This is a genomic window from Negativicutes bacterium, from assembly GCA_021372785.1.
Lineage (GTDB): Bacteria > Bacillota > JAAYKD01 > JAAYKD01 > JAAYKD01 > JAJFTT01.
The window spans coordinates 14717-35243 of sequence record JAJFTT010000071.1 but is presented as its reverse complement, the minus strand read 5'-3'; the positions used below and the strand labels follow the sequence as shown (position 1 = coordinate 35243).

Annotated in this window: 16 protein-coding genes and 1 riboswitch; of the genes, 14 read left to right on the top strand and 2 right to left on the bottom strand. The window is 51.0% G+C overall.

Annotation, left to right across the window (positions count from 1 at the left end; genetic code table 11):
• Positions 1–5 precede the first annotated feature (5 nt).
• From LLG09_08845 to LLG09_08830, 4 genes are all read left to right on the top strand, one after another.
• Positions 6–2477, top strand: coding sequence for a U32 family peptidase (locus LLG09_08845; protein ID MCE5197215.1), 2472 nt, complete (start codon positions 6–8; stop codon positions 2475–2477).
• A gap of 22 nt (positions 2478–2499) precedes the next feature.
• The gene (locus LLG09_08840; protein MCE5197214.1) at positions 2500–4869 is read left to right on the top strand and encodes an endonuclease MutS2; all 2370 of its coding nucleotides are present in this window, start codon (positions 2500–2502) and stop codon (positions 4867–4869) included.
• 209 nt (positions 4870–5078) lie between these two features.
• Complete coding sequence (locus tag LLG09_08835) at positions 5079–6758, top strand: DEAD/DEAH box helicase (GenBank protein ID MCE5197213.1); 1680 nt, start codon at positions 5079–5081, stop codon at positions 6756–6758.
• Between the two features lie 182 nt (positions 6759–6940).
• A complete protein-coding gene (locus LLG09_08830) occupies positions 6941–8158 on the top strand; it encodes an LCP family protein (protein ID MCE5197212.1) in 1218 nt (405 codons plus the stop codon).
• A 98-nt stretch (positions 8159–8256) separates the two neighbouring features.
• Here LLG09_08830 and LLG09_08825 read toward each other — a convergent pair whose 3' ends face one another.
• Together LLG09_08825 and LLG09_08820 are read right to left on the bottom strand one after the other, a co-directional pair.
• Positions 8257–8658, bottom strand: a complete 402-nt coding sequence (locus LLG09_08825) for a NusG domain II-containing protein (GenBank protein MCE5197211.1) — start codon at positions 8656–8658, stop codon at positions 8257–8259.
• Entirely contained in the window at positions 8645–9853 is a 1209-nt protein-coding gene (locus LLG09_08820) for an alanyl-tRNA editing protein (GenBank protein ID MCE5197210.1), read from the bottom strand. The genes LLG09_08825 and LLG09_08820 overlap by 14 nt, the downstream gene beginning before the upstream one ends.
• Before the next feature lie 181 nt (positions 9854–10034).
• Here LLG09_08820 and LLG09_08815 point away from each other — a divergent pair, with 181 nt between their 5' ends.
• The 10 genes from LLG09_08815 to LLG09_08770 all read left to right on the top strand — a co-directional run bounded on the left by LLG09_08815 (position 10035) and on the right by LLG09_08770 (position 20519).
• Entirely contained in the window at positions 10035–11198 is a 1164-nt protein-coding gene (locus tag LLG09_08815) for an amidohydrolase (protein MCE5197209.1), read from the top strand.
• Positions 11199–11408: 210 nt separating this feature from the next.
• Entirely contained in the window at positions 11409–12416 is a 1008-nt protein-coding gene (gene selD, locus LLG09_08810; protein MCE5197208.1) for a selenide, water dikinase SelD, read from the top strand.
• 32 nt (positions 12417–12448) lie between these two features.
• Positions 12449–13168 carry a copper homeostasis protein CutC gene (locus LLG09_08805; GenBank protein MCE5197207.1) on the top strand — a complete coding sequence of 240 codons (720 nt, stop codon included), beginning with the start codon at positions 12449–12451 and terminating at the stop codon, positions 13166–13168.
• A 151-nt stretch (positions 13169–13319) separates the two neighbouring features.
• Positions 13320–13421: riboswitch (glycine riboswitch) on the top strand.
• Between the two features lie 138 nt (positions 13422–13559).
• Entirely contained in the window at positions 13560–13937 is a 378-nt protein-coding gene (locus LLG09_08800) for a GrdX family protein (GenBank protein ID MCE5197206.1), read from the top strand.
• A 34-nt stretch (positions 13938–13971) separates the two neighbouring features.
• On the top strand, positions 13972–15195 hold the full coding sequence (locus LLG09_08795) for an FAD-dependent oxidoreductase (GenBank protein MCE5197205.1): 1224 nt from the start codon (positions 13972–13974) through the stop codon (positions 15193–15195).
• 81 nt (positions 15196–15276) lie between these two features.
• Positions 15277–15591 (top strand): thioredoxin family protein, encoded by a 315-nt coding sequence (locus LLG09_08790; GenBank protein MCE5197204.1) that lies wholly within the window; start codon positions 15277–15279, stop codon positions 15589–15591.
• Between the two features lie 52 nt (positions 15592–15643).
• Positions 15644–16930 carry a glycine/sarcosine/betaine reductase component B subunit gene (locus LLG09_08785; protein ID MCE5197203.1) on the top strand — a complete coding sequence of 429 codons (1287 nt, stop codon included), beginning with the start codon at positions 15644–15646 and terminating at the stop codon, positions 16928–16930.
• Positions 16931–17031: 101 nt separating this feature from the next.
• On the top strand, positions 17032–17496 hold the full coding sequence (locus tag LLG09_08780; protein MCE5197202.1) for a glycine/sarcosine/betaine reductase complex selenoprotein A: 465 nt from the start codon (positions 17032–17034) through the stop codon (positions 17494–17496).
• 40 nt (positions 17497–17536) lie between these two features.
• Entirely contained in the window at positions 17537–18847 is a 1311-nt protein-coding gene (gene grdB, locus LLG09_08775; GenBank protein MCE5197201.1) for a glycine reductase complex selenoprotein B, read from the top strand.
• 130 nt (positions 18848–18977) lie between these two features.
• The gene (locus LLG09_08770; GenBank protein MCE5197200.1) at positions 18978–20519 is read left to right on the top strand and encodes a DUF5940 domain-containing protein; all 1542 of its coding nucleotides are present in this window, start codon (positions 18978–18980) and stop codon (positions 20517–20519) included.
• The last annotated feature ends 8 nt before the right edge of the window (positions 20520–20527 follow it).

Below are 20527 nucleotides of genomic sequence, written 5' to 3'. Positions count from 1 at the left end.
ATCCGATGAAACGTGTGGAATTATTGGCGCCGGCCGGCAGTTTGGCTGCCTTGCAGGTTGCGGTTGCCGCCGGCGCGGACGCTGTCTATCTGGGCGGCAAACAATTCAGCGCGCGCGCTTATGCCTGCAATTTTGATGAAAAAGAGTTGGAGAAAGCGATCCGTTTGGCGCATCATCACGGTGTTCGTCTCTATCTGACTTTGAATACGCTGCTGCGGCAGGAGGAACTGGCGGCAGCTCTGCGCTATGCCGAACAGGTTTATTTACAGGGGATCGACGCGCTGATCATTCAGGATACCGGTCTGGCCGCTTTACTGCGCCGTCAGCTGCCGGATCTTGCCCTGCACGCCAGCACTCAGATGACCATCCATAATCAAAGCGGCATTGCCTGGGCCGCCGGTCATGGCTTCAGCCGCGTGATCCTGGCCAGAGAACTGGAGATCAGCGAAATCAGCCGGCTGCAAGAGGAGAGTCCGGTCGGTCTGGAAGTGTTTGCTCACGGCGCCCTCTGCTTTGCTTACTCCGGTCAATGCTATATGAGCAGTTTTTTGGGCGGACGCAGCGGCAACCGCGGCCGCTGCGCCCAACCCTGCCGCCTGGCCTACAGCTGTGAAGGTCACTCTTCCTACCCCTTGTCGACCAAAGATTTATGCCTGCTGGATCGGCTGAAACCACTGGTGGACGCCGGCATCACTGCCGTCAAACTGGAAGGGCGGATGAAACGCCCGGCTTATGTGGCGACGGTGGTGGAACAGTATCGCCGTGCTTTGGATCAGATCTATGAGCAAAATGCAGTCACAGCGGATCCCGACGGGCAAGAGGAGCTGCTGCTGGCTTTTAACCGGGGGTTCAGTCACGGTTTTACTTACGAAGCTGCAAACCCTCTGCTGATCAATGCGGATTACCCGGCCAATCGGGGTCTGGAATTGGCCCGCTGGAGCGCGAAACAGTTGGGCCGGGGGCAACCGGAACATTGGCGCTGTCAGCGGCCTCTGGCAAACGGGGACAAATTCCTGCTGCGCTGCGGGGATCAGCAGCAGACGTTTGAAAGCAGGCGCCGCTATAACGTTGAGGAGATACTGCCTCTGCCGAAGCTGGCTGCCCTGCCGGCCGGGCAGCCATTGATCTTAGCGATGATTGATTCGGCCGCGCTGCAAGCCAAGGCAGAGGCATATTTTCGGCAGCTGGAACAGCCGGATCGTCTCAGACCGCTGCAAGTGGCGCTGCATTTTTCTATCTTGCCGCAGCAACCGGTCAGGGTAACGATTGATTGTCGTGACAGACAAATTAAGTACACTTTTGCCGACCGGCTGCCACAACCGGCAGAGAAAAATGCGCTGGATTTGTTGAAGATCCAGGAAGCGATGGCAAAACTGAACGATACGACCTATGTCTTAAAAAGCTGCACGGCAGAGCTGGCGGCCGCTGTTTGGCTGCCCACCAGCGCTTTGAATGCCATGCGGCGTCAGATTGTTGATTTATTATGGTATGGCCGGGTCAGAGAAGAGACTGCGGTTGTATTGCCCGCGGTACCCCGGGAGAACTTCCCGCAGCCAAAGCAAACGGAGCGGCAGCTCCGCCTGCGCTTTCAGGTTGCAAACGCTGCGCAGGCGCAGGCGCTGGCAACCTGCCGTCCCGACGCCATCACGCTGGGCGGCGACAGCTTTTTTGGCAGTTTGACAGCAGAGCAGCTGCAGCAAACGGCCGAGCGCTGCCGCCGGGCAGGAATTGCATTGGAGTTCGCATTGCCGTGTATCCTGCCGGATGAGGAGTGGCCGTATTGGCTGCCGTTGCTGACGGAGGCGCTCGCACTGAAGCTGCCGGTTCAGATTGCTCAAAACGCGCAGGCCGAGGTGATCGGCAAGATCGAAGCCGATGCCGTCGTCAACGGAGACTGGCCGCTGCAGCTGATGAATACCAGCGCGGTGGAAATGCTGCTGCGGCAGGTCCCTTGTCAGGAATTAACCGTTTATCCGGAATTGTCTTTACGGCAGGCAGGCGATTTATGCAGTCAATTTCCTCAGGTGAACTGGCGCTATCCCGTAGGCGGGCGCCAGAATTTGATGACCAGCAAACACTGCCTGACCAGGAACCGTCACGGCAGCTGTCTTGGCTGCTACAAGGGTGCCGTCCACCAGCCGCCGCCTGTCTGGCAGCTGGCGGACAGAACAGGGAAAGCGTTTCCGGTTTATCAAAGCAATTTTTGCCGGACCCATCTGCTCAACAGTGACGAGTTGTGCCTGACGGAACATTATTATCAACTGGAGCAAACAGGATTCCATCAGCTGGTCGTCGATTTGCGCCATCTGACGGGGGAAGTGCTGCAGAAAGCGGGGGAGATCTGGTGCCGCTCGGTGCGGGATTATAATCAGGATAACCGCAATTGGAAAGAGCAAGGAAAACTTTACCGTAATCAGTTGGCAACATTGTTACAATGCAGTATCACAAAAGGACATAGCTTTCACGCTGTGGAATAATCATGGCAGAAGGAGGGGTGACATGCAAGCAAAATCACTCATTACCCTGGAATTTCCGAAAATTCAACAGATGCTGATTGAGTATACCTCATCAGGAATGGGAAAATCAAAAGCGGAAGAAATGCTGCCGTCTGCCGATTACGAAACGGTTTACCGCCGTCAGAAAGAAACAGCCGAAGCGTGCCGTCTGCTGGAGTCCGGCGGCAATCCGTTGGGCGGTCTGCACGATATCCGGGCCTCGATTAAGCGAGCCGAATTAGGCGGCGTTCTGGAAGCGGAAGAATTGATTCACATCGCTTCCACGCTGGGCGCTGCCAGAAGAGTCCGGCGCCTGCTGCAGGAAGCGGCAGAGCAATATCCCTTTTTAGCGGAAGCAGCCGTCCACTTAAGCAATCATAAAAAACTGGAAGATGAAATTCTTGCCGCAATCAACGAAAAAGGCGAAGTCTCCGACAATGCAAGCCCTGAGCTGCGGCGTCTGCGCATTGGTATCCGCCGCGAACAGGCGAATATGAAAGCGAAATTGGAGTCGATGATCCGCAATCCGAATTTGCAGAAATACCTGCAGGATTCGCTGGTGACGATGCGCAACGACCGCTATGTCATACCGGTCAAGCAGGAGAACCGGAATGCCGTACCCGGAATTGTGCATGATTCTTCCAACAGCGGCGCGACCTTATTCATAGAGCCGATGGCCATCGTTGATCTGAACAATGAACTGCGAGAATTGCTGATGAAGGAACGCGACGAAGTCCTGCGCATTCTCTCCGAACTTTCCGCGAAAATCGGGGCTGACTATCCCTTTATTCAGCATTCCGTCAGCGCCCTGGCGGAATTCGATTTTATCTTTGCCCGTGCCAGGTTAGCCTTTGCCATGCATGCCAGCGAACCGGAAATTTCCACCGATCATTCTCTCGTTTTTTGGCAGGCGCGGCATCCCCTTTTGAAAGGTAAGGTCGTTCCCATCGACATTCGCCTGGGGGATCGTTTTACGGAATTATTGATCACCGGTCCCAATACCGGCGGCAAAACAGTGACGCTGAAAACGGTTGGCCTATTAAACCTGATGGGGCAGTGCGGTTTACAAATTCCGGCCCAAGCCGGCAGCCGGATCGGTTTGTTTGACCGGATTTTGGCGGATATCGGCGATGAGCAAAGTATCGAGCAAAGTCTTTCCACCTTCTCGTCGCATATGACCAATATTGTGCATATTCTGGAGCAGGCGACAGAGCATACCCTGGCCTTGTTTGATGAATTGGGCGCCGGCACCGATCCAACCGAAGGGGCGGCATTGGCGATGTCCATTCTGGAGAATCTTTTGCTGAGAAAAACCAGAGTGATCGCCACGACACATTACAGTGAATTAAAAATTTTCGCTTATCATCATGATGGGGTGGAGAACGCCAGCGTAGAATTTGATATTGAGACACTGCGCCCCACTTATCGCTTACTGATTGGCGTACCCGGCCGCAGCAATGCTTTTGAAGTCTCACAGCGTTTGGGTTTGAGCAAAGAGATTATTGATTATGCCCGCAGTCTGGTCGGGTCCGATCAGCTTAAGGTCGAAGATATGCTTTCCACCCTGGAAGAAAATATGCGGCAGGCCAAGCAGGATCGGGAAGAAGCCAATCTGCTGCGCAATGAATTGGAGCAAAGAATCAAAGAGATTGCCAGGGAAAAGGAAGAAACCAATCAGCGGCTGCGTGAACGCGTTCAGCGGGCGCAATCGGAAGCAGCCGGCGTCGTCAAAGCAGCCCGGTTGGAAGCAGAAGAACTTCTGGCAAATTTGCGCAGTCTGCGGCAGGATGTAACGGAACGCGAATTGACCGACGCGGCGCAGCGCTCACGCAAAGCGCTGCGCCGCATGGCAGGCAGCATGGCAGCCCTGGATGAGAATGTTGACGATATCAGCGGCGGCAAACAGGTGAGCGACGTAAAGATCGGCGACAGAGTCGTTTGGACCAAATATAATATTGAAGCCGAGATCATCGGCGAAATGGCCGTCAACGGTGATGTGGCGATTCAGGCCGGAGCCATGAAACTGACGGTCCCGATCACGCAGCTGAACACAGCCAAAAAGAAAAAAGCCAAGCCTGCTGCCGGCGTCAGCAGGCTTGCCAGCGAGGCGATGGTCAATAAAGCGGACTCTCTGAAAACTCAGCTTGATCTGCGCGGCCAGACGCTGGATGAAGCGATCCAGAATGTGGATAAATTCCTGGATGACGCTTACCTGGGACAACTGAGTAAAGTTTGGATCATCCATGGCAAAGGCACCGGCGTTTTACGCAGCGGCGTCAGAGAATTCCTGCGCCAGCATCCCCGCATCAAGAGTTATGCCTTTGCGCCGCTCCAGGAAGGCGGCGATGGGGTGACGGTGGCGGAATTAAAGTGAGAGATTGGAAAAATCCCGGAAAGAAACACTTTACAAAACTTCCGGGATATAGTATAATTAAAAAGCCATACAAGCGCGTATGGCTTTGTTTTTTGCCTGAAGTATTGTCGATACAGATAAGATAGCATGTCCGTATCATACACGGTGATCCGAAATGGTCGTTGGGCGGGTTTCATGGGGCAATTTTACGACGACGGAAAGAGTTAGTAATGGAAAATATGAGATTTCAAGATTTCACTCTCTCAGAAGAGTTGAAAAAGGCAGTTGCGGATATGGGTTACGAAGAGCCAACGCCCATTCAGCAACAAAGCATCCCTCTCATTTTGCAGGGACGCGACGTGACCGGTCAAAGTCAGACCGGCAGCGGCAAGACAGCCGCATTCGGATTACCGGCGCTCGATCGGATTGATTTGAGCCTCAGCCCTTCTTTTGTTCAGGTACTGATCCTTTGTCCAACCAGAGAATTGGCTTTGCAGGGGGCGGATGAGCTGCGCAAATTCGCCAAATATAAAAACGGCATCCAAATTGTCACCATTTTTGGCGGTGATTCCTATGAACGCCAATTTACGCAGCTGAGACATGGCTGCCAGATTGTGGTCGGTACGCCGGGTCGGATCATGGATCACATGCGGCGCAAGACGCTGAATATTTCCCGGATTCAGATGCTGATTTTGGATGAAGCGGATGAAATGCTTAACATGGGCTTCCGGGAAGACATTGAGACGATCCTGCTGGATGCGCCGGCAGAACGTCAGACGATTTTGTTTTCCGCCACCATGCCGCAGGCGATTCTGGAATTGACCCGTAATTTCCAGCGCGATCCGGAATTTGTCCGAATTGAAAATAAACAGATGACAGTTCCTACTCTGGAACAGTTTTATTTTGAAACGCCGCGCGGTCGCAAGACCGATGCTCTGTGCAGCTTACTGGCTTATTTCCAACCGAAGCGCGCCATTATCTTCTGCAACACGAAAAAAATGGTGGATGAATTGGTGGAGGAATTGGGCAGCAGAGGCTATCCTTCCCAAGGTTTGCACGGCGATATGCAGCAGAGCAAGCGGACCCAGGTCATGAATCAGTACAAAGCCGGCAAATTCGAAATCCTGGTTGCCACCGATGTCGCCGCCCGCGGCATCGATGTGGATGATATTGAAATTGTTTTAAATTACGATCTGCCCTTGGATGAAGAATACTACGTCCACCGCATCGGCAGAACGGCGCGGGCAGGCAAAACCGGCAAATCCTTTACGCTGATTCAGGGCCGCGGCCAGTTTAATCAGCTGAGAGATATCATGCACTATACCAAAAGCAACATCAAACAGCGTGCCTTGCCGTCTCTTGCCGAAATTAAAGATCATAAGCTGCAGCAGCGGGTCGACGATGTGCTTGCTTTTATAAAGACGCAAGAATATCAAAGATTTATCCCCATCATTGAACAGATGTCGGACGCAGAACACGGAGCCGCCGAGATTGCGGCGGCGATTTTCGCCATGACGTTCAAACAGGAGCAAACGATGGAAGGGTTGAACGACCTGGTGGTCGTCTCCGAAATTGCCGATCTGACAGAAGAAGGCAGACAAGCCGCAAAACGGCGGCCGGATTTTAAAATCGGTAAAGACGGCAAGCCCATTCATGATAGAGACCGCCGCGTTGTGCGCGATCCGGCTACGGCGGTGATAAAAATTTCCATCGGCCACAACGATCATGTTTCCGCCAGCCATATTTTAAGTGCGGTTGCAGGCGGCACCGGTATGTCCGGTAAACTGATCGGCGCGATCACAATTCAACAAACTTACAGTCTGGTGGATGTCCCCCAGGAGTTAAGGAAAACCATTGTCGATAAACTGAACAACACCAAAATCAAAGGCAAAACCGTGAAGGTGATCTAGATCAGGCCTGGTTTTAAAAAGTACTCTGCTAAAACAGCAGGGTATTTTTTTAGAATTCGGAACAAATTGCTGAAATTAACGTCTATTTCATAAAGATGTCATGATTCACTCTTGCCAAGTGAATGGAATCTTTCTATAATAAAAGTAACGTCAAACGCGAAATGAGAAGCCGGAGTGATACAATGCAAACTGCTGAGGGAAGTAGAAGGTCCAAGCTGAGTGCAGCGAAAAAAAGAAAAAAAATACTGATCATTGTATTGGCTGCCCTGGCGGTCTTTACTTTATCGGTGGGGGCTACGATTGGTATTTATGCGCTGCGCCATCCGGAAAGTAATTTATTCGGCTGGTTCGGCTCAAAAGTAAAGCAATCGGCGGAAGGAGAGGACTTGCCCACTCTGTCAGGCGGTTTTAATTTATTGGCTGTCGGTGTGGATGAACGAAACGACGACTTGGGCAGATCGGACACGATGCTTTTCTTTTCTCTGCCGGCGGACGGAGATTCGCCTTTAATGCTCTCTGTTCCCCGCGATACGATGATCTGGGATGCTGAGGCGGAGGATTATGACCGCATCAACAATGTTTATCCAGAGCATGGCATGGAGGCAACGGTCAGCACGGTGCAGAATCTTTTAGGCGTACCGATCGACGGCTATATCAAAATCAACATCGAAGGCTTTGTGGAATTGGTCAACATTTTAGGCGGTGTCACCATAACGGTGGACGAAGCCATGGATTATGATGATCCCTACCAAGACCTTCATATTCATCTGCAGCCCGGTGAAATGCTGATGGATGGTCAGACGGCAATGGAATATGTGCGCTTCCGTGCCGACGGCACCGGTGATATCGGCAGAATTGCCAGACAACAGAAATTTATCAAGGCCGCAGTATCACAGGCTTTCAGCGCCGGTAAAATCAGCAAACTGCCGAGTTTGATCAGACAAGGTTTTTCCATGGTGGAAACGAACCTCAGCTTAAAGCAGCTGCTGACGTTAGCCAACACGGTGATCAGCAAAGGGATCAGCGATTTTGATACGGCGACGCTGCCGGGAGACGGACTCTATTACGGCGAGATGGCTCTCTATATGCTGCGCCTGGATGAAATGTATGAGATGTTAGCCGATTTACTGATCCCGACGGATCAGGAAGCGGATTATCTCCAGCTCCTCGAGCAAAACTGGACGAGTGAATATATCGCTTTGCATGATGCGAAGCTGCAGATCGCGCAGCAAATCTGGGCAGAAACGGGTATGTCGCTCTCGGAAGCGCAGTATGCGGAATGGTTGGCCGGCCATCATAGGATCGATCCCGGCGTCCCGGTCACAGAGGACCCCGTCACCGCGGCGCCGATTGAGCCGACACCTCCGACCGAACCCCCCGTTACTGTTATCACACCATAAGCAGCAAAAACACCAAAGCAAGAGGCAGACCGTTGGAAAAGGATTCCGTTCCAACGATCTGCCTGCTTTCTTGTTTTGCGCGGCTCATGCCTGCCGCCTTATCTGACGATGGAATCCACTGCCGGATCGGCAGTGCTTTTTAATTCAATCACAAGCTGATGCGGCAGGCAGACCGCCATATCTCCATAATCCTGCAGCCAACCTGCTTTGACATCAATCTGCTCGGCGCAGTTAGCCGCTTTGACACGAATTCTGCCGTGCTCTACCTCGATAACATTATAAGCTTTCCCTGCCGCGTCCCAGATTGTAAATTCGTAGGTTTGCTTGACCAAACTAAGGTCAATGCTCTCGATCACGACACCGCTTTGACTGATCACCGCAGTCAGCGGCGCTTCGCTCTGCAGCCAATGCCAAACGGGGTAGATGAGAGAGAGAAGAAAAATGACAACCAGGAGCATCACCAGAACCAAATCACCGCGGCGCAGTTTATACGGCAGCATAACTTTGGAACAGCTGAATTGCCTGTCTGAAGAAGGCAGAGAGGTCGGCGTCAGCGGGCAGGCTGCCTTGCACCAAAACAGGCGAGCCGCCGCCTTTGCCGCCGAAGCTTTGATTCAGTTCTTTCAGAATCAGGTTTATATTCTGCGGCAAGTCAGCGGAGCGGGCCAGCGTGATCTGCGGCGGCGTGCCTGCAACTGCCAGCAAGCAAAGAGTGTGCGGATGCTCGGCCAAATACAGCGCCAGTTTCTTTAAATCGGCCAAAGTCCGTGCGGCCGGTAAGATGGCTTTCACCAGGGTCACCCCATTTTGCTGTCCGCTTTGCTGATAGTAACCTTCCGCTTCCAACCGCAGCAGCTGCTCTTCCGTTTCCGCTAAGCGTCTGAGGGTGTCTTTGTTTTGCTGCAAAAAGCGCGGCAGGGCTTGCTGCAGTTCGCTGTCTTTGACCGAAAGCTCATTCGCCAGCTGCAGCACGAGTGTATTTTTCCAGGCATAGTCCGCTAAGGCGCGGCCACCACAAAAAAATTCGACGCGGGTGACTGCTTTGGATCGTTCCCAGCGGCGAATCTTGATCATACCGATCTCGCCGGTAGACTCCGGATGGGTGCCGCCGCAGGGAACCAGATCATAACCTTCGATATCGATGATGCGAATATCTTCACTGACCTTGGGCATTTTCCGCAAAGGCAGCTCGGCCAATTCTTCCGGCGTTACCCAATGTCGCAGGATGCGATGGTTTTCCCAAACAATGCGATTGGCTGTGGCTTCGACTGAATCGATTTCCTGTGGTGTGAGCTGTTGAACATCCAAATCGATGGTCAAATTGGTTTCGGTCAAATGAAAACCGATGGTCCGGGCATGGCAGAGCGCTAAAAAAGCCTCGGATAAGATATGCTGACCGGCATGCTGCTGCATGAAATCGAAACGGCGCGGCCAGTCGATTTGACAGTGCGCCACCGGACCGCCCGGATTGGCTTGCGAGAGATGAATCACGCGGTGTCCCCGTTCCACGACATCAATCACCTTCGCCTGGTTGATGCTGCCGGTATCGTGCGGCTGTCCGCCGGAAGTAGGATAAAAAGCTGTCTGCGTCAGTTCGGTTTCCCATAAACCCTGCTCATTCTGCCGGCAGGAGAGAATTTCCGCTGTGAATTCTTTTAGGTAAGGCTGATCGTAATAGAGTTTTCCCTGAATCATTTTTTTCACCTAATTCTTTTTTCTTCTATTATAACGACTGTCACACCAAAAAGAAAGAGCGCCGGAAAAAATCCCCGCCGATTCGGAAGGAGTCTGAGATTTCTTTAGAGAATAAAAATAATCATCGGCCTGATTTTAGGTCCGAGGAGGATTCATTCAATTTTTTAAGGAGGAGATTGCATTGATTACAGCGATTCGTGGCGGTAAGGTCTACACCATTACCAACGGTACTCTGGAGAACGGCACAGTATTAATTGAAAATGGTAAAATTATGGCTGTCGGCAGTGAGCTTGCCATTCCGGAAGGCGCAACCATCGTCGAAGCAGCCGGAAAAACAGTGATGCCCGGTTTGATTGATTCCCATTCTCATCTCTCCCTGTTTGGCGATCCCAGTTTGCCTGCCACATCCGACGGCAATGAAATCACGAATTACAACACGGCCGAATTAAGAGGTATGGATTCCCTTAACCCGGAGGATCCTGCGATTCCCGTTGTTCGCGCCGCCGGTGTCACGACGGTTTATACAGGCCCCGGCTCTGCCAATATTATCGGCGGTACCGGCTTTGCCATGAAACTGCGTGGCCGCACTGCCGAGGAAATGATCATTCCAGGAACTGAAGCCATGAAGATGGCCCTGGGTGAAAATCCCAAACGCTGTTATGGCGAGATGAAAAAAGTGTTCCCGGCCACCCGGATGGGCAATGCCGCCGCTCTGCGCTTGTCTTTGGTTGCCGCGCAAAATTATCTGAATAAGATTGCGCAAGCCGAAAAAGAAGGCAAGCCTTTGCCGGACCGTGATCTGAAACTGGAAGCCGTTGGCCGCGTTTTAAAACGCGAGATCAAGGCGCGGATCCATGCACACCGCGCCGACGATATTCTGACCGCCATTCGTATCTCCGAAGAATTCAATCTTGATTATGTCATTGAACACTGCACGGAAGGCTATAAGATCGCCGATATCCTGGCCGCCAAACATGTGCGCGCCACCGTCGGTCCCCTGCTGATGGGCCACAGCAAACAGGAGCTCTGGAATGTCTCTCTGCAAAACCCCGCCATTTTAGCCAAAGCCGGTGTGAAAGTTGGTTTACAGGCCGATACCGCCGCCGATACAAGATATTTGCCGGTCAATATTGGTATCTGCCTGCGCGAAGGGTTAAGCGAAGAAGACGCTTTCCGCGGCGTGACCATCGTTGCTGCCGAGATTCTCGGTCTGGAAGACAGATTGGGTTCTCTGGAAGTTGGTAAAGATGCTGACATCGCGATTTTTGATGGCTATCCGTTCTGCAACCTCACGCATTGCGATATGGTCTTCATCGACGGAGAAGTCGTTTTTGCACGCAAATAGTACTTATCATGTCACTGTGCGCAGGAGTTGTTCTCATCGTGGAACAACTCCTGTTTTCTATTTACAATAAGCAACAATACGGGTATAATCTAGCGAAGGATCAAAACAGAAGGTGGTTTTCTCATGAAACAGGAATTTACAACACCGATCAAATTTCTTGGCCCGATCGATCAGGCGATCCAACCGGAAAGACCGGTTCGGCTGACTGCAATGACCAATGCCGCCGGCTGAGCGGCAAAATTGGATCCGACGATCCTGGCGCAAGTTTTGCGCTGTTTACCCACACCTACCGATCCGAATTTACTGGTTGGCATAAAAACCTCGGATGATGCCGCCGTCTATCGTTTGACCGATGAGTTGGCTGTTATCCAAACCCTCGACTTTTTTACTCCGGTCGTGGATGATCCCTATCTGTTTGGCCAGATTGCGGCAGCCAATGCCCTGTCCGACATTTATGCCATGGGTGGCAAACCGATTTTAGCGCTGAATATTGTTTGTTTCCCCAATCAGCTTCCCGCGGAGATCCTAGGGGAAATTTTGCGCGGCGGTGCCGATAAGGTGACGGAAGCCGGCGCCTCAACGGTTGGCGGCCACTCTGTGCAGGACAACGAACCGAAATACGGACTCTCTGTGACCGGGTTGGTTCACCCTAAAAAAATCTGGACCAATCAAGGTGCGCAGGAAGGTGATGTTTTATTGCTGACCAAACCTTTGGGCAGCGGTATCTTAAATACGGCTGCTAAAGTCGATTTGCTGACTCCTGAAGTTTTAAGAGTGACAATTGACTGGATGCGGCTGCTCAACCGGCAGGCGGCGGAATTGGCTTACGATTTGCCGCTTTCGGCGGCGACGGATATCACCGGCTTTGGATTTTTAGGTCACCTTGGCGAGATGGCGCAGGGCAGCGGTAAAAACCTGCTGATCGACAGTTCAAAAATTCCCGTCATGAGCGGCGCCCGGGGAATGGCGGAGATGGGGATGATTCCGGCCGGCGCCTACCGCAACCGGGAGCATGTCGCCGGGCGGGTCGATATGGAGCCGAGCGTTCCGCTGTGGCTGCAGGATATTTTAGTTGATCCGCAGACTTCCGGCGGATTGCTGTTGTCTTTGCCAAAACAGGCTGCCGCTGAATTGCAGAAACGGTATCAGGCTGCCGGCGTATTTTACGCGAATGTCGGCCGGGTGCTGGGCAATGGCGGCAAAATCCACATTGTCTAACGGCAGCAAGGAACCGGAAAGGATGCAGGAGCATGAAACAAATCCTGATTGAAACCTGCTGCGCCACTGCCGAGGATGCGTTTGCTTCGGCTGCTGCCGGTATTAAACGCATCGAATTGAACAGCGCTCTGGCCTTGGGTGGTTTAACGCCCAGTATCGGCTCTCTCCGGCAAATCAAATCCGCGACCTCGTTATCCGTCATGGCTATGCTGCGTCCGCGCGGCGGCGGAATGTGTTATTCCGAAAACGAATTCGAAACGATGTGTTGGGATGCCAAAGCTTTGCTGCAGGCCGGTGCCGATGGTTTGGTTTTTGCTGTCTTGCAGGCGAACGGTGAAATCGACAGCCAACGCTGCCGCACAATACTGGACCTGATCGGTTCGAAGCAGGCGGTGTTTCACCGGGCCTTTGATTTCACCCCGCAGCCGCTGCAGGCACTGGAACAGTTAATTCAGCTTGGTTTCAGCCGAATTCTGACCAGCGGTCAAAAACCTTGCGTTGTTGAGGCCGTCGAGCTGATTCGCCGCTTAGAACAGAAGGCGGCGGGACGCATTGAAATTCTGCCCGGCGGTGGCTTAAACCTGTCTAATGTTGAGGAATTCATCCGACAAAGCGGTTCTGCTCAAATTCATCTGACGCCGCGGACCAGCTATCTGGATCATTCTACAGACGGAAATCCGGCGTTGCATTTCGGTGCGATTAAGCTGCCGGCTGAAAATGAGGTGAGTTTGGTCGACCGCGCCGCGCTGTAACTGCTGCAAACGAAGCTCTTACTATAAGTATTGTTAAAAAATCGAAAACAGACAGAATGCAAGGGAGGTGCTTCCTTTTCGTATCAAGAATATAAATAGAAGCACGGAGGAATTCTCTTTTTTTTTCAATAGTAAAAATTAATATGGCTGAATGAGATAATCGGGAGAGAGCAGATCGCAATGCCACCGAAGGAGCAACGTCCGTTTTGCTAAAACGACGAAAACTTTCAGGTAAAAGGACCGATGATTGACAGCACTCTGGAAAGTTCCCAGAACACCGATGGAGTAAACTCTGTCCTTTTTGGACAGAATAAATCTCTCAGGTTACAAGGACAGAGAAATAGGGCGTTTATTCCCTTTATTCTCTGTTTTTTTTTGCTTAGGAGACAATATGAAAAAAGTACTGATCATTACCAACAATCCTCAGGTTGCCCCGATTGAGGGAGCTGTTTATTATGACGAGACTTTATTGGAAATCCTGACGCGGGTACGTGATTTGGTCCATGCCGGCTATGTCCTAATTTCACATCCGCTGACCGGCAGTGTGAAACCGAATCAGACACCCTATAAATCGGTGATTTTAGAACCGAAACCCCTGGCGCAGGTAGACGAATTTTCTTTACAGATTATTGAAAGCAGCATGGCTACGGCAGCCAAATTACTCATGGATAGACCTTTGCGGCCGCGCAGTGAAGCAATCAAAGCAGATTATGCAATGATTGATCATTCTTTGCTGATGAGCGGGCTGCAAAGTTTGTCACATTTTTAGATTTTACTGAGAAGGTTCAAAGGAGGAGTTTATCATGGCTCATTATAAGTTTGATCTCGCGATCGTCGGCGGTGGCCCCGGTGGTTTAGCCGCTGCAATCTATGGTGCCCGTTCCAAAATTTCTACGGTAGTGATTGAAAAGAGTCGGCCGGGCGGTCAGATTGCGACGACTGAAGACTGGGAGAATTATCCCGGTGTACCTCATATAAGCGGTCAGGAAGGAATGAAGGTTTGGGTCGAGCACGCCAAGAAATTCGAAGCTGAATTTGTCAAAGATGAGGTCATTGATATTGTCGACGCCGGTGATTATAAGATCGTGAAAGGCAAAGAAAATACCTTTGAAGCCAAAGTCGTGATCCTCTCGGTTGGCGCTGTGCCGCGTGAACTGGGCGTCCCGGGCGAACGGGAATTCAGAGGCAAAGGCGTTTCCTACTGCGCTACCTGCGATGCCGATTTCTTTACGGAATTGGATGTTGTGGTGGTCGGTTCCGGTGATCAGGCGATCGAAGAGGGGATGTACTTAACGAAGTTTGCCGAGAGCGTCACCGTCATTGTCCTGCATGACGAAGGGACGCTGGACTGCACTCCCGTCTTAAAAGAACGTGCTTTCCATAATCCCAAAATGAAATGGGTCTGGAACTCTACCGTCAACGCCATCAAAGGTGACGGCTTAGTCGATACCGTAGAATTGAAGAATATCAAGACCGGCGCGATCTCGGAATTAGCAACCAATGGCGTTTTCTTCTTTGTCGGTATGATACCGCAAACCGATTGGCTGAAAGATATTGTGGCTATGGACAAACGCGGCTACATTATTGCCAATGAAATGTGTGAAACCAATGTCGACGGGATTTATGCCGTTGGCGATGCCAGACAAAAATTCCTGCGCCAAGTGGTTACGGCTGCCGCTGACGGCGCCATTGCCGCCACTGCCGCTGAGAAATTCATCCATGAAGAAGAAGGCTTCCGGGAAACGGTTCTCGACGAGAAGATCCCCGTGGTGGTGTCTTTCTGGAATCCTACCAAACCTTCTACCATTGATCTGAATACCCGCCTGGAAGCCATGATGGCGCCTTACAAAGGCAAGCTCAAATTGGTGAAGATTGATACTTACCGCAATATCCGCATTTCCCGCAAATGTGAGATAAAGGATATTCCGGTGATCCTGTTATATAAAGAAGCTAAAATCGTAGCGCGTTTTGACGAAACGATTGATGAAGCGGCGCTGGCGGTAAAAATCGCCGAATTGGCGCTCTAAATGCTGCGAGTGTTCGTCGAATGCTTGGATTCGATGGTCGCTTATAGAGGGTTTCCGATCACTGTAAAGGAGGTGAAATAGATGGTTGCACTAACAAAAGAGACTTTTGATGCGGAAGTCCGCGAATTTCCGGGAGCTGTTTTGGTGGATTTTTGGTCTCCCAAATGTGATCCCTGCATGGCGCTTCTTCCTTCTGTAGAACAATTGGCAGAAGAATGGGAAGGCAAAGTAAAGTTCTGTAAAGTCAATGCTTTAGAAAACCGCCGCCTTTGCATCAAAGAGAAGGTTCTGGGGCTGCCCACCATTCAATTTTATAAAAATGGCGAAAAATTGAACGAACTGACCAAAGACGATGCAACGGAAGAGAATATCAAAGCGGAATTAGCAAAATTCTAATGGTTGTTATACCCTCGCCAGAAAAGGCGAAGGATATCAGGAGGTGAACCTAATGCGGTTGGAACTGGGTTATATTCATATTACAGACGTAAAATTCGGTGAAGAAACGAAGATCAGCAATGGCACGCTTACAATCAATAAAGCGGCATTACTGGAAGCTGTGGCAGGCGATGAACGCATTGCTTCAGTTGATGTTGATATCGTCCATCCGGGCGAGTCTGTCCGTATTATTCCGGTGAAAGACGTCATTGAACCCCGCGTAAAAGTAAAAGGTCCCGGTAATGTTTTCCCGGGTATGCTTGGTAAGGTTGATATGGTTGGCGAGGGCCGCACTCATGTATTGCAGGGTATGGCCGTTGTCACCACCGGTAAAATCGTTGGTTTCCAGGAAGGTATTATCGATATGACCGGTCCCGGCTCTGACTATACACCGTTCTCCAAATTGCATAATGTGGTTGTCATTGCCGAACCGAAACCTGGCGTATTACAGCACGATCATGAAGCTTCCGTCCGTTTGATCGGATTCAAAGCTGCCGCTTATTTGGCGGAAGCCGGCCGCACTGCCAAAGTCGACGAAGAAAAAGTCTACGAGCATCTGCCGATCTTCCAATCCGCTGAAAAATACGCCGATTTGCCGAAGGTTGTCTATGTCTACATGCTGCAAACCCAAGGTTTGCTCCATGATACCTATGTTTACGGCGTCGATGCGAAACGGATTCTCCCCACCTTAATCTCTCCCACCGAAGTGTTTGATGGTGCGATTGTCAGCGGCAACTGCGTGTCTGCCTGCGACAAGAATCCTACCATTGTACATGAAAACAGCCCGGTCATCACCGATTTATTGGAACGTCATGGCAAAGACTACAACTTCATTGGCGTTGTCATTACCAATGAAAATGTAACTTTGGCTGACAAAGAACGTTCCTCTAATTTCACGGCCAAACTGGTGGAGATGCTGGGTGCCGATGCTGCCATCATCTCAGAAGAAGGCTTTGGCAACCCCGATGCCGACTTGATGATGAATTGCGTCAAATTGGAGAAAAAAGGTGTGAAAACCGTTCTCGTTACCGACGAATATGCCGGACGCGATGGTGCTTCTCAGTCTTTAGCGGATGCGAACGTCCTGGCCAATGCCTGCGTCACTGCCGGCAATGCGAATGAAGTCATTTTATTGCCGCCGATGGCCAAAGTGATTGGACATGTGGAAGTTGCCGATATGATTGCCGGCGGCTGGAACGGTTCTTTGAGAAAAGACGGTTCCATCGAAGCTGAGATCCAGGTAATTACCGGTGCGACCAACGAAGTGGGATATTTCACGTTAACTGCAAAACAAATCTAGCAAGTCAGCCTGATTTGAAAGCAATCGATCCCGTTAATTACCGTGTCAGGAGAAATTTACAGGTTTTAAAAATGAAATCAGGATGGAAGGAGTTGGCGCTCGTGTTAAAGGGTAAAAAAGTTGCGATCCTTGGTGATCGTGATGGGATTCCCGGTGGTGCTATTGAAGCAGTTTTAGCTACGGCCGGCGCGGAAGTGGTTTTTTCGACCACGGAATGCTTCGTCTGAACGGCTGCCGGTGCCATGGATCTGGAAAATCAAGCTCGGATTAAAAAAGCTGCAGAAGAACTCGGTGCTGAGAATTTAATTGTAATTCTTGGCGGTGCTGAAGCCGAAGCCGCTGGCTTGGCTGCTGAAACCGTTTCTGCTGGAGATCCGACCTTTGCAGGTCCTTTGGCGGGGGTCCCGTTGGGACTCGCTGTTTATCATGTAATCGAAGATGAAATCAAATCAGAATGTGATGCCGCTGTTTACGAAGAACAAATTGGCATGATGGAAATGGTGTTGGATGTGGAAGCAATTAAGAACGAAGTAAGCACCATTCGCAAACAATATTCAAAATACTAAGTCTTAGGCGATGAAACTTCCAATTGTAGGAGGGAACACTATGAAGAAGATCCGTGTGGTCCACTATATTAACCAGTTCTACGGCCAAATCGGCGGTGAGGACAAGGCTGATATTGCACCGATTTTGCAAGAAGGTTTTGTAGGACCCGGCATGCAGATCCAAAACCTGATGCAAGAGCGTGGTGAGATTGTCGCAACAGTCATCTGTGGCGATAACTATTTCAACGAGAACATGGATGAGGCTACGGCTGTCATCCTGGGAATGATCGAAAAATTCAATCCTGACATCTTAATTGCCGGTCCTGCTTTCAATGCCGGACGGTACGGTATGGCCTGCGGTGCAATTTGCAAAGCCGTGAGCGAGAAATTCAATATTCCTACCGTGACCGGTATGTATATTGAAAGCCCCGGTGTTGACAGCTACCGGAAATATACCTATATCGTGGAAACTGCCAATTCCGCTGTCGGTATGCGTAAAGCATTGCCGGCAATGGTGAATTTTGCCTATAAGCTGATTGATGGCGTTGAACTGGGCGATCCCAAAGAAGAAGGTTATATCGCCCGTGGTGTTCGCCGCAATTATTTTGCCGCTGAACGCGGTTCCAAACGCGCTGTTGATATGCTGGTTAAAAAGATCAGCGGACAAGCCTATACAACCGAGTATCCGATGCCCGTATTCGATCGGGTAGAACCCAGTCCTCAAATCCTGGATATGTCGAAAGCAACGATTGCTCTTGTCACCTCCGGCGGCATCGTTCCCAAAGGCAATCCGGATCATATCGAATCTTCTTCCGCTTCCAAGTATGGCAAATACGATCTGGAGGGCGTGAATGGTCTGACAGACGCAACCTATCAGACTGCGCACGGCGGCTACGATCCCGTCTATGCCAACCAGGACCCGGATCGCGTCCTTCCTGTGGACGTACTGCGCGACCTGGAAGCCGAAGGCAAAATCGGTAAGCTCTATCGTTACTATTACGCCACAGTCGGCAACGGCACATCGGTGGCCAATGCCAAAAAATATGCCCATGCGATCGGAGAAGAGTTGATTGCGGCCGGTGTCAATGCCGTCATCCTCACCAGTACCTGAGGCACCTGCACACGTTGCGGCGCAACGATGGTAAAAGAAATCGAACGTACCGGTATTCCGGTGGTTCATATGTGCACAGTGGTTCCGATCTCCTTAACAGTCGGTGCAAACCGTATTGTTCCTACAGTAGCTATTCCTCATCCGCTGGGCAATCCGAATCTGACCCCGGAAGATGAGAAACATCTCCGCCGCGGTCTGGTAGAAAGAGCGTTGCAAGCTCTGCAAACTGAAGTTCACGAACAGACCGTATTTGAGAAATAGTAGCTGCTAAGCGATGGTCCCAAGCCTGGCAAGGAGTTTCACGGCTCCTGTCGTTACCCTCATTGAGTATGCGGAAGGCTTGGGGCTTTCGTATCGTACCTTAAGATTAATTGTTGGAGGTGTCTTCAAAATGTCTTTTCCAGTGATGAAAGGGAATGCTTATTCCTTGATCCACACGCCGTCCCTGCTGTTCGGTATGGGTACTACGCAGACCAGTGAACGCCGTGCCAATCCGAATTCTGAGTATTTACAGCAAATTCCGCAGCATCTGCGTTCTTATGAAGAATGCGTGGCTTACGCTCCCAACCAGGTTTACATCGGCAACCTGCATCCGGAATTTTTGAATACGGTTGCCAAACCGATGTGGCAAAAAGAAAATTTGCTGGCGAACGCCAGCCGCGACGGTAAATACGGCGGAATCATGCCGGAAGCCGAATTCCTCGGTATGATAAAAATCGTAGACTCCTTTGACCTGGTCATGTTGGAAACCAGTTTTATGGCCGAAGTCAGTGAAAAACTGGCGGAGCATCCCTTAATAAACGCCAACGATTTGAAACGGCTGGGTAAAAGCTACAGCATGGCAGAAGTGGAAGAACAAATCAATACGATGCATGCCGAACCCCTCTGTCTGGGCAGCCGCCTGGTCGGTTGTGTCAAACGGGCTCATGAATACGACGCTTCCTTAACGGCTCATGTTATGGCGGAGAACTATATTGCCAAAGCTTCCGCGACTTTGGTTTTTAAAGACCTGTTGGCGAAATCCGCTCTGAAGGCTGAAGAAGTCGATTATATTATCGAGTGTTCCGAAGAAGCCTGCGGCGATATGAATCAGCGCGGCGGCGGTAATTTTGCCAAATCCATCGGTGAAATGGTGGGGGCCGTCAACGCAACAGGAGTCGATATGCGCGGTTTCTGCGCCGGACCGGCACATTCTCTGATCACCGCTTCCGCTCTGGTCAAAGCGGGTATCTATAAAAATGTTGTGGTCGTAGCCGGCGGCTGCACCGCTAAACTCGGTATGAACGGCCGCGATCATGTCAAAAAAGATATGCCATTATTGGAAGACTGCTTAGGTGCTTTTGCTTTCCATATTGGTGAAAATGATGGTATCAACCCGGTGATCCGGACCGATATTGTCGGCCGCCATCTGATCGGTTCCGGTTCTGCTCCTCAGGCTGTCATGCAGGCTTTGGTTCTGGATCCTTTGCTGCGTGCCGGAATGACGATTACTGATATCGAACGTTATGCTGCGGAACTGCAAAATCCGGAAATTACCGTTCCGGCCGGAGCCGGAGATGTTCCGACAGCCAATTATAAAATGATTGCCGCCCTGGCTGTCATGAAAAAAATGCTGGATAGAACAGAAGTCGCTACTTTTGGCGAGACGCATGGAATGCCTGGTTTTGCACCCACGCAAGGTCATATTCCTTCCGGTGTACCTTATATCGGTCATGCCCGTGACGCCATGTTAGCCGGGGAATTGAAGAATACGATGATCATTGGCAAAGGCTCTCTGTTCCTGGCGCGCCTGACCAATCTGTTCGATGGTGTTTCCTTTGTAATTGAAGTGAACGATGGTAAAGTAGAATCGGAAAAAGGGATCAATAAAGAGGAAGTTCGCGGTATGATCGCCGAAGCAATGCGTGATTTTGCCAAAAGTTTGACAAAATAACCCCAATG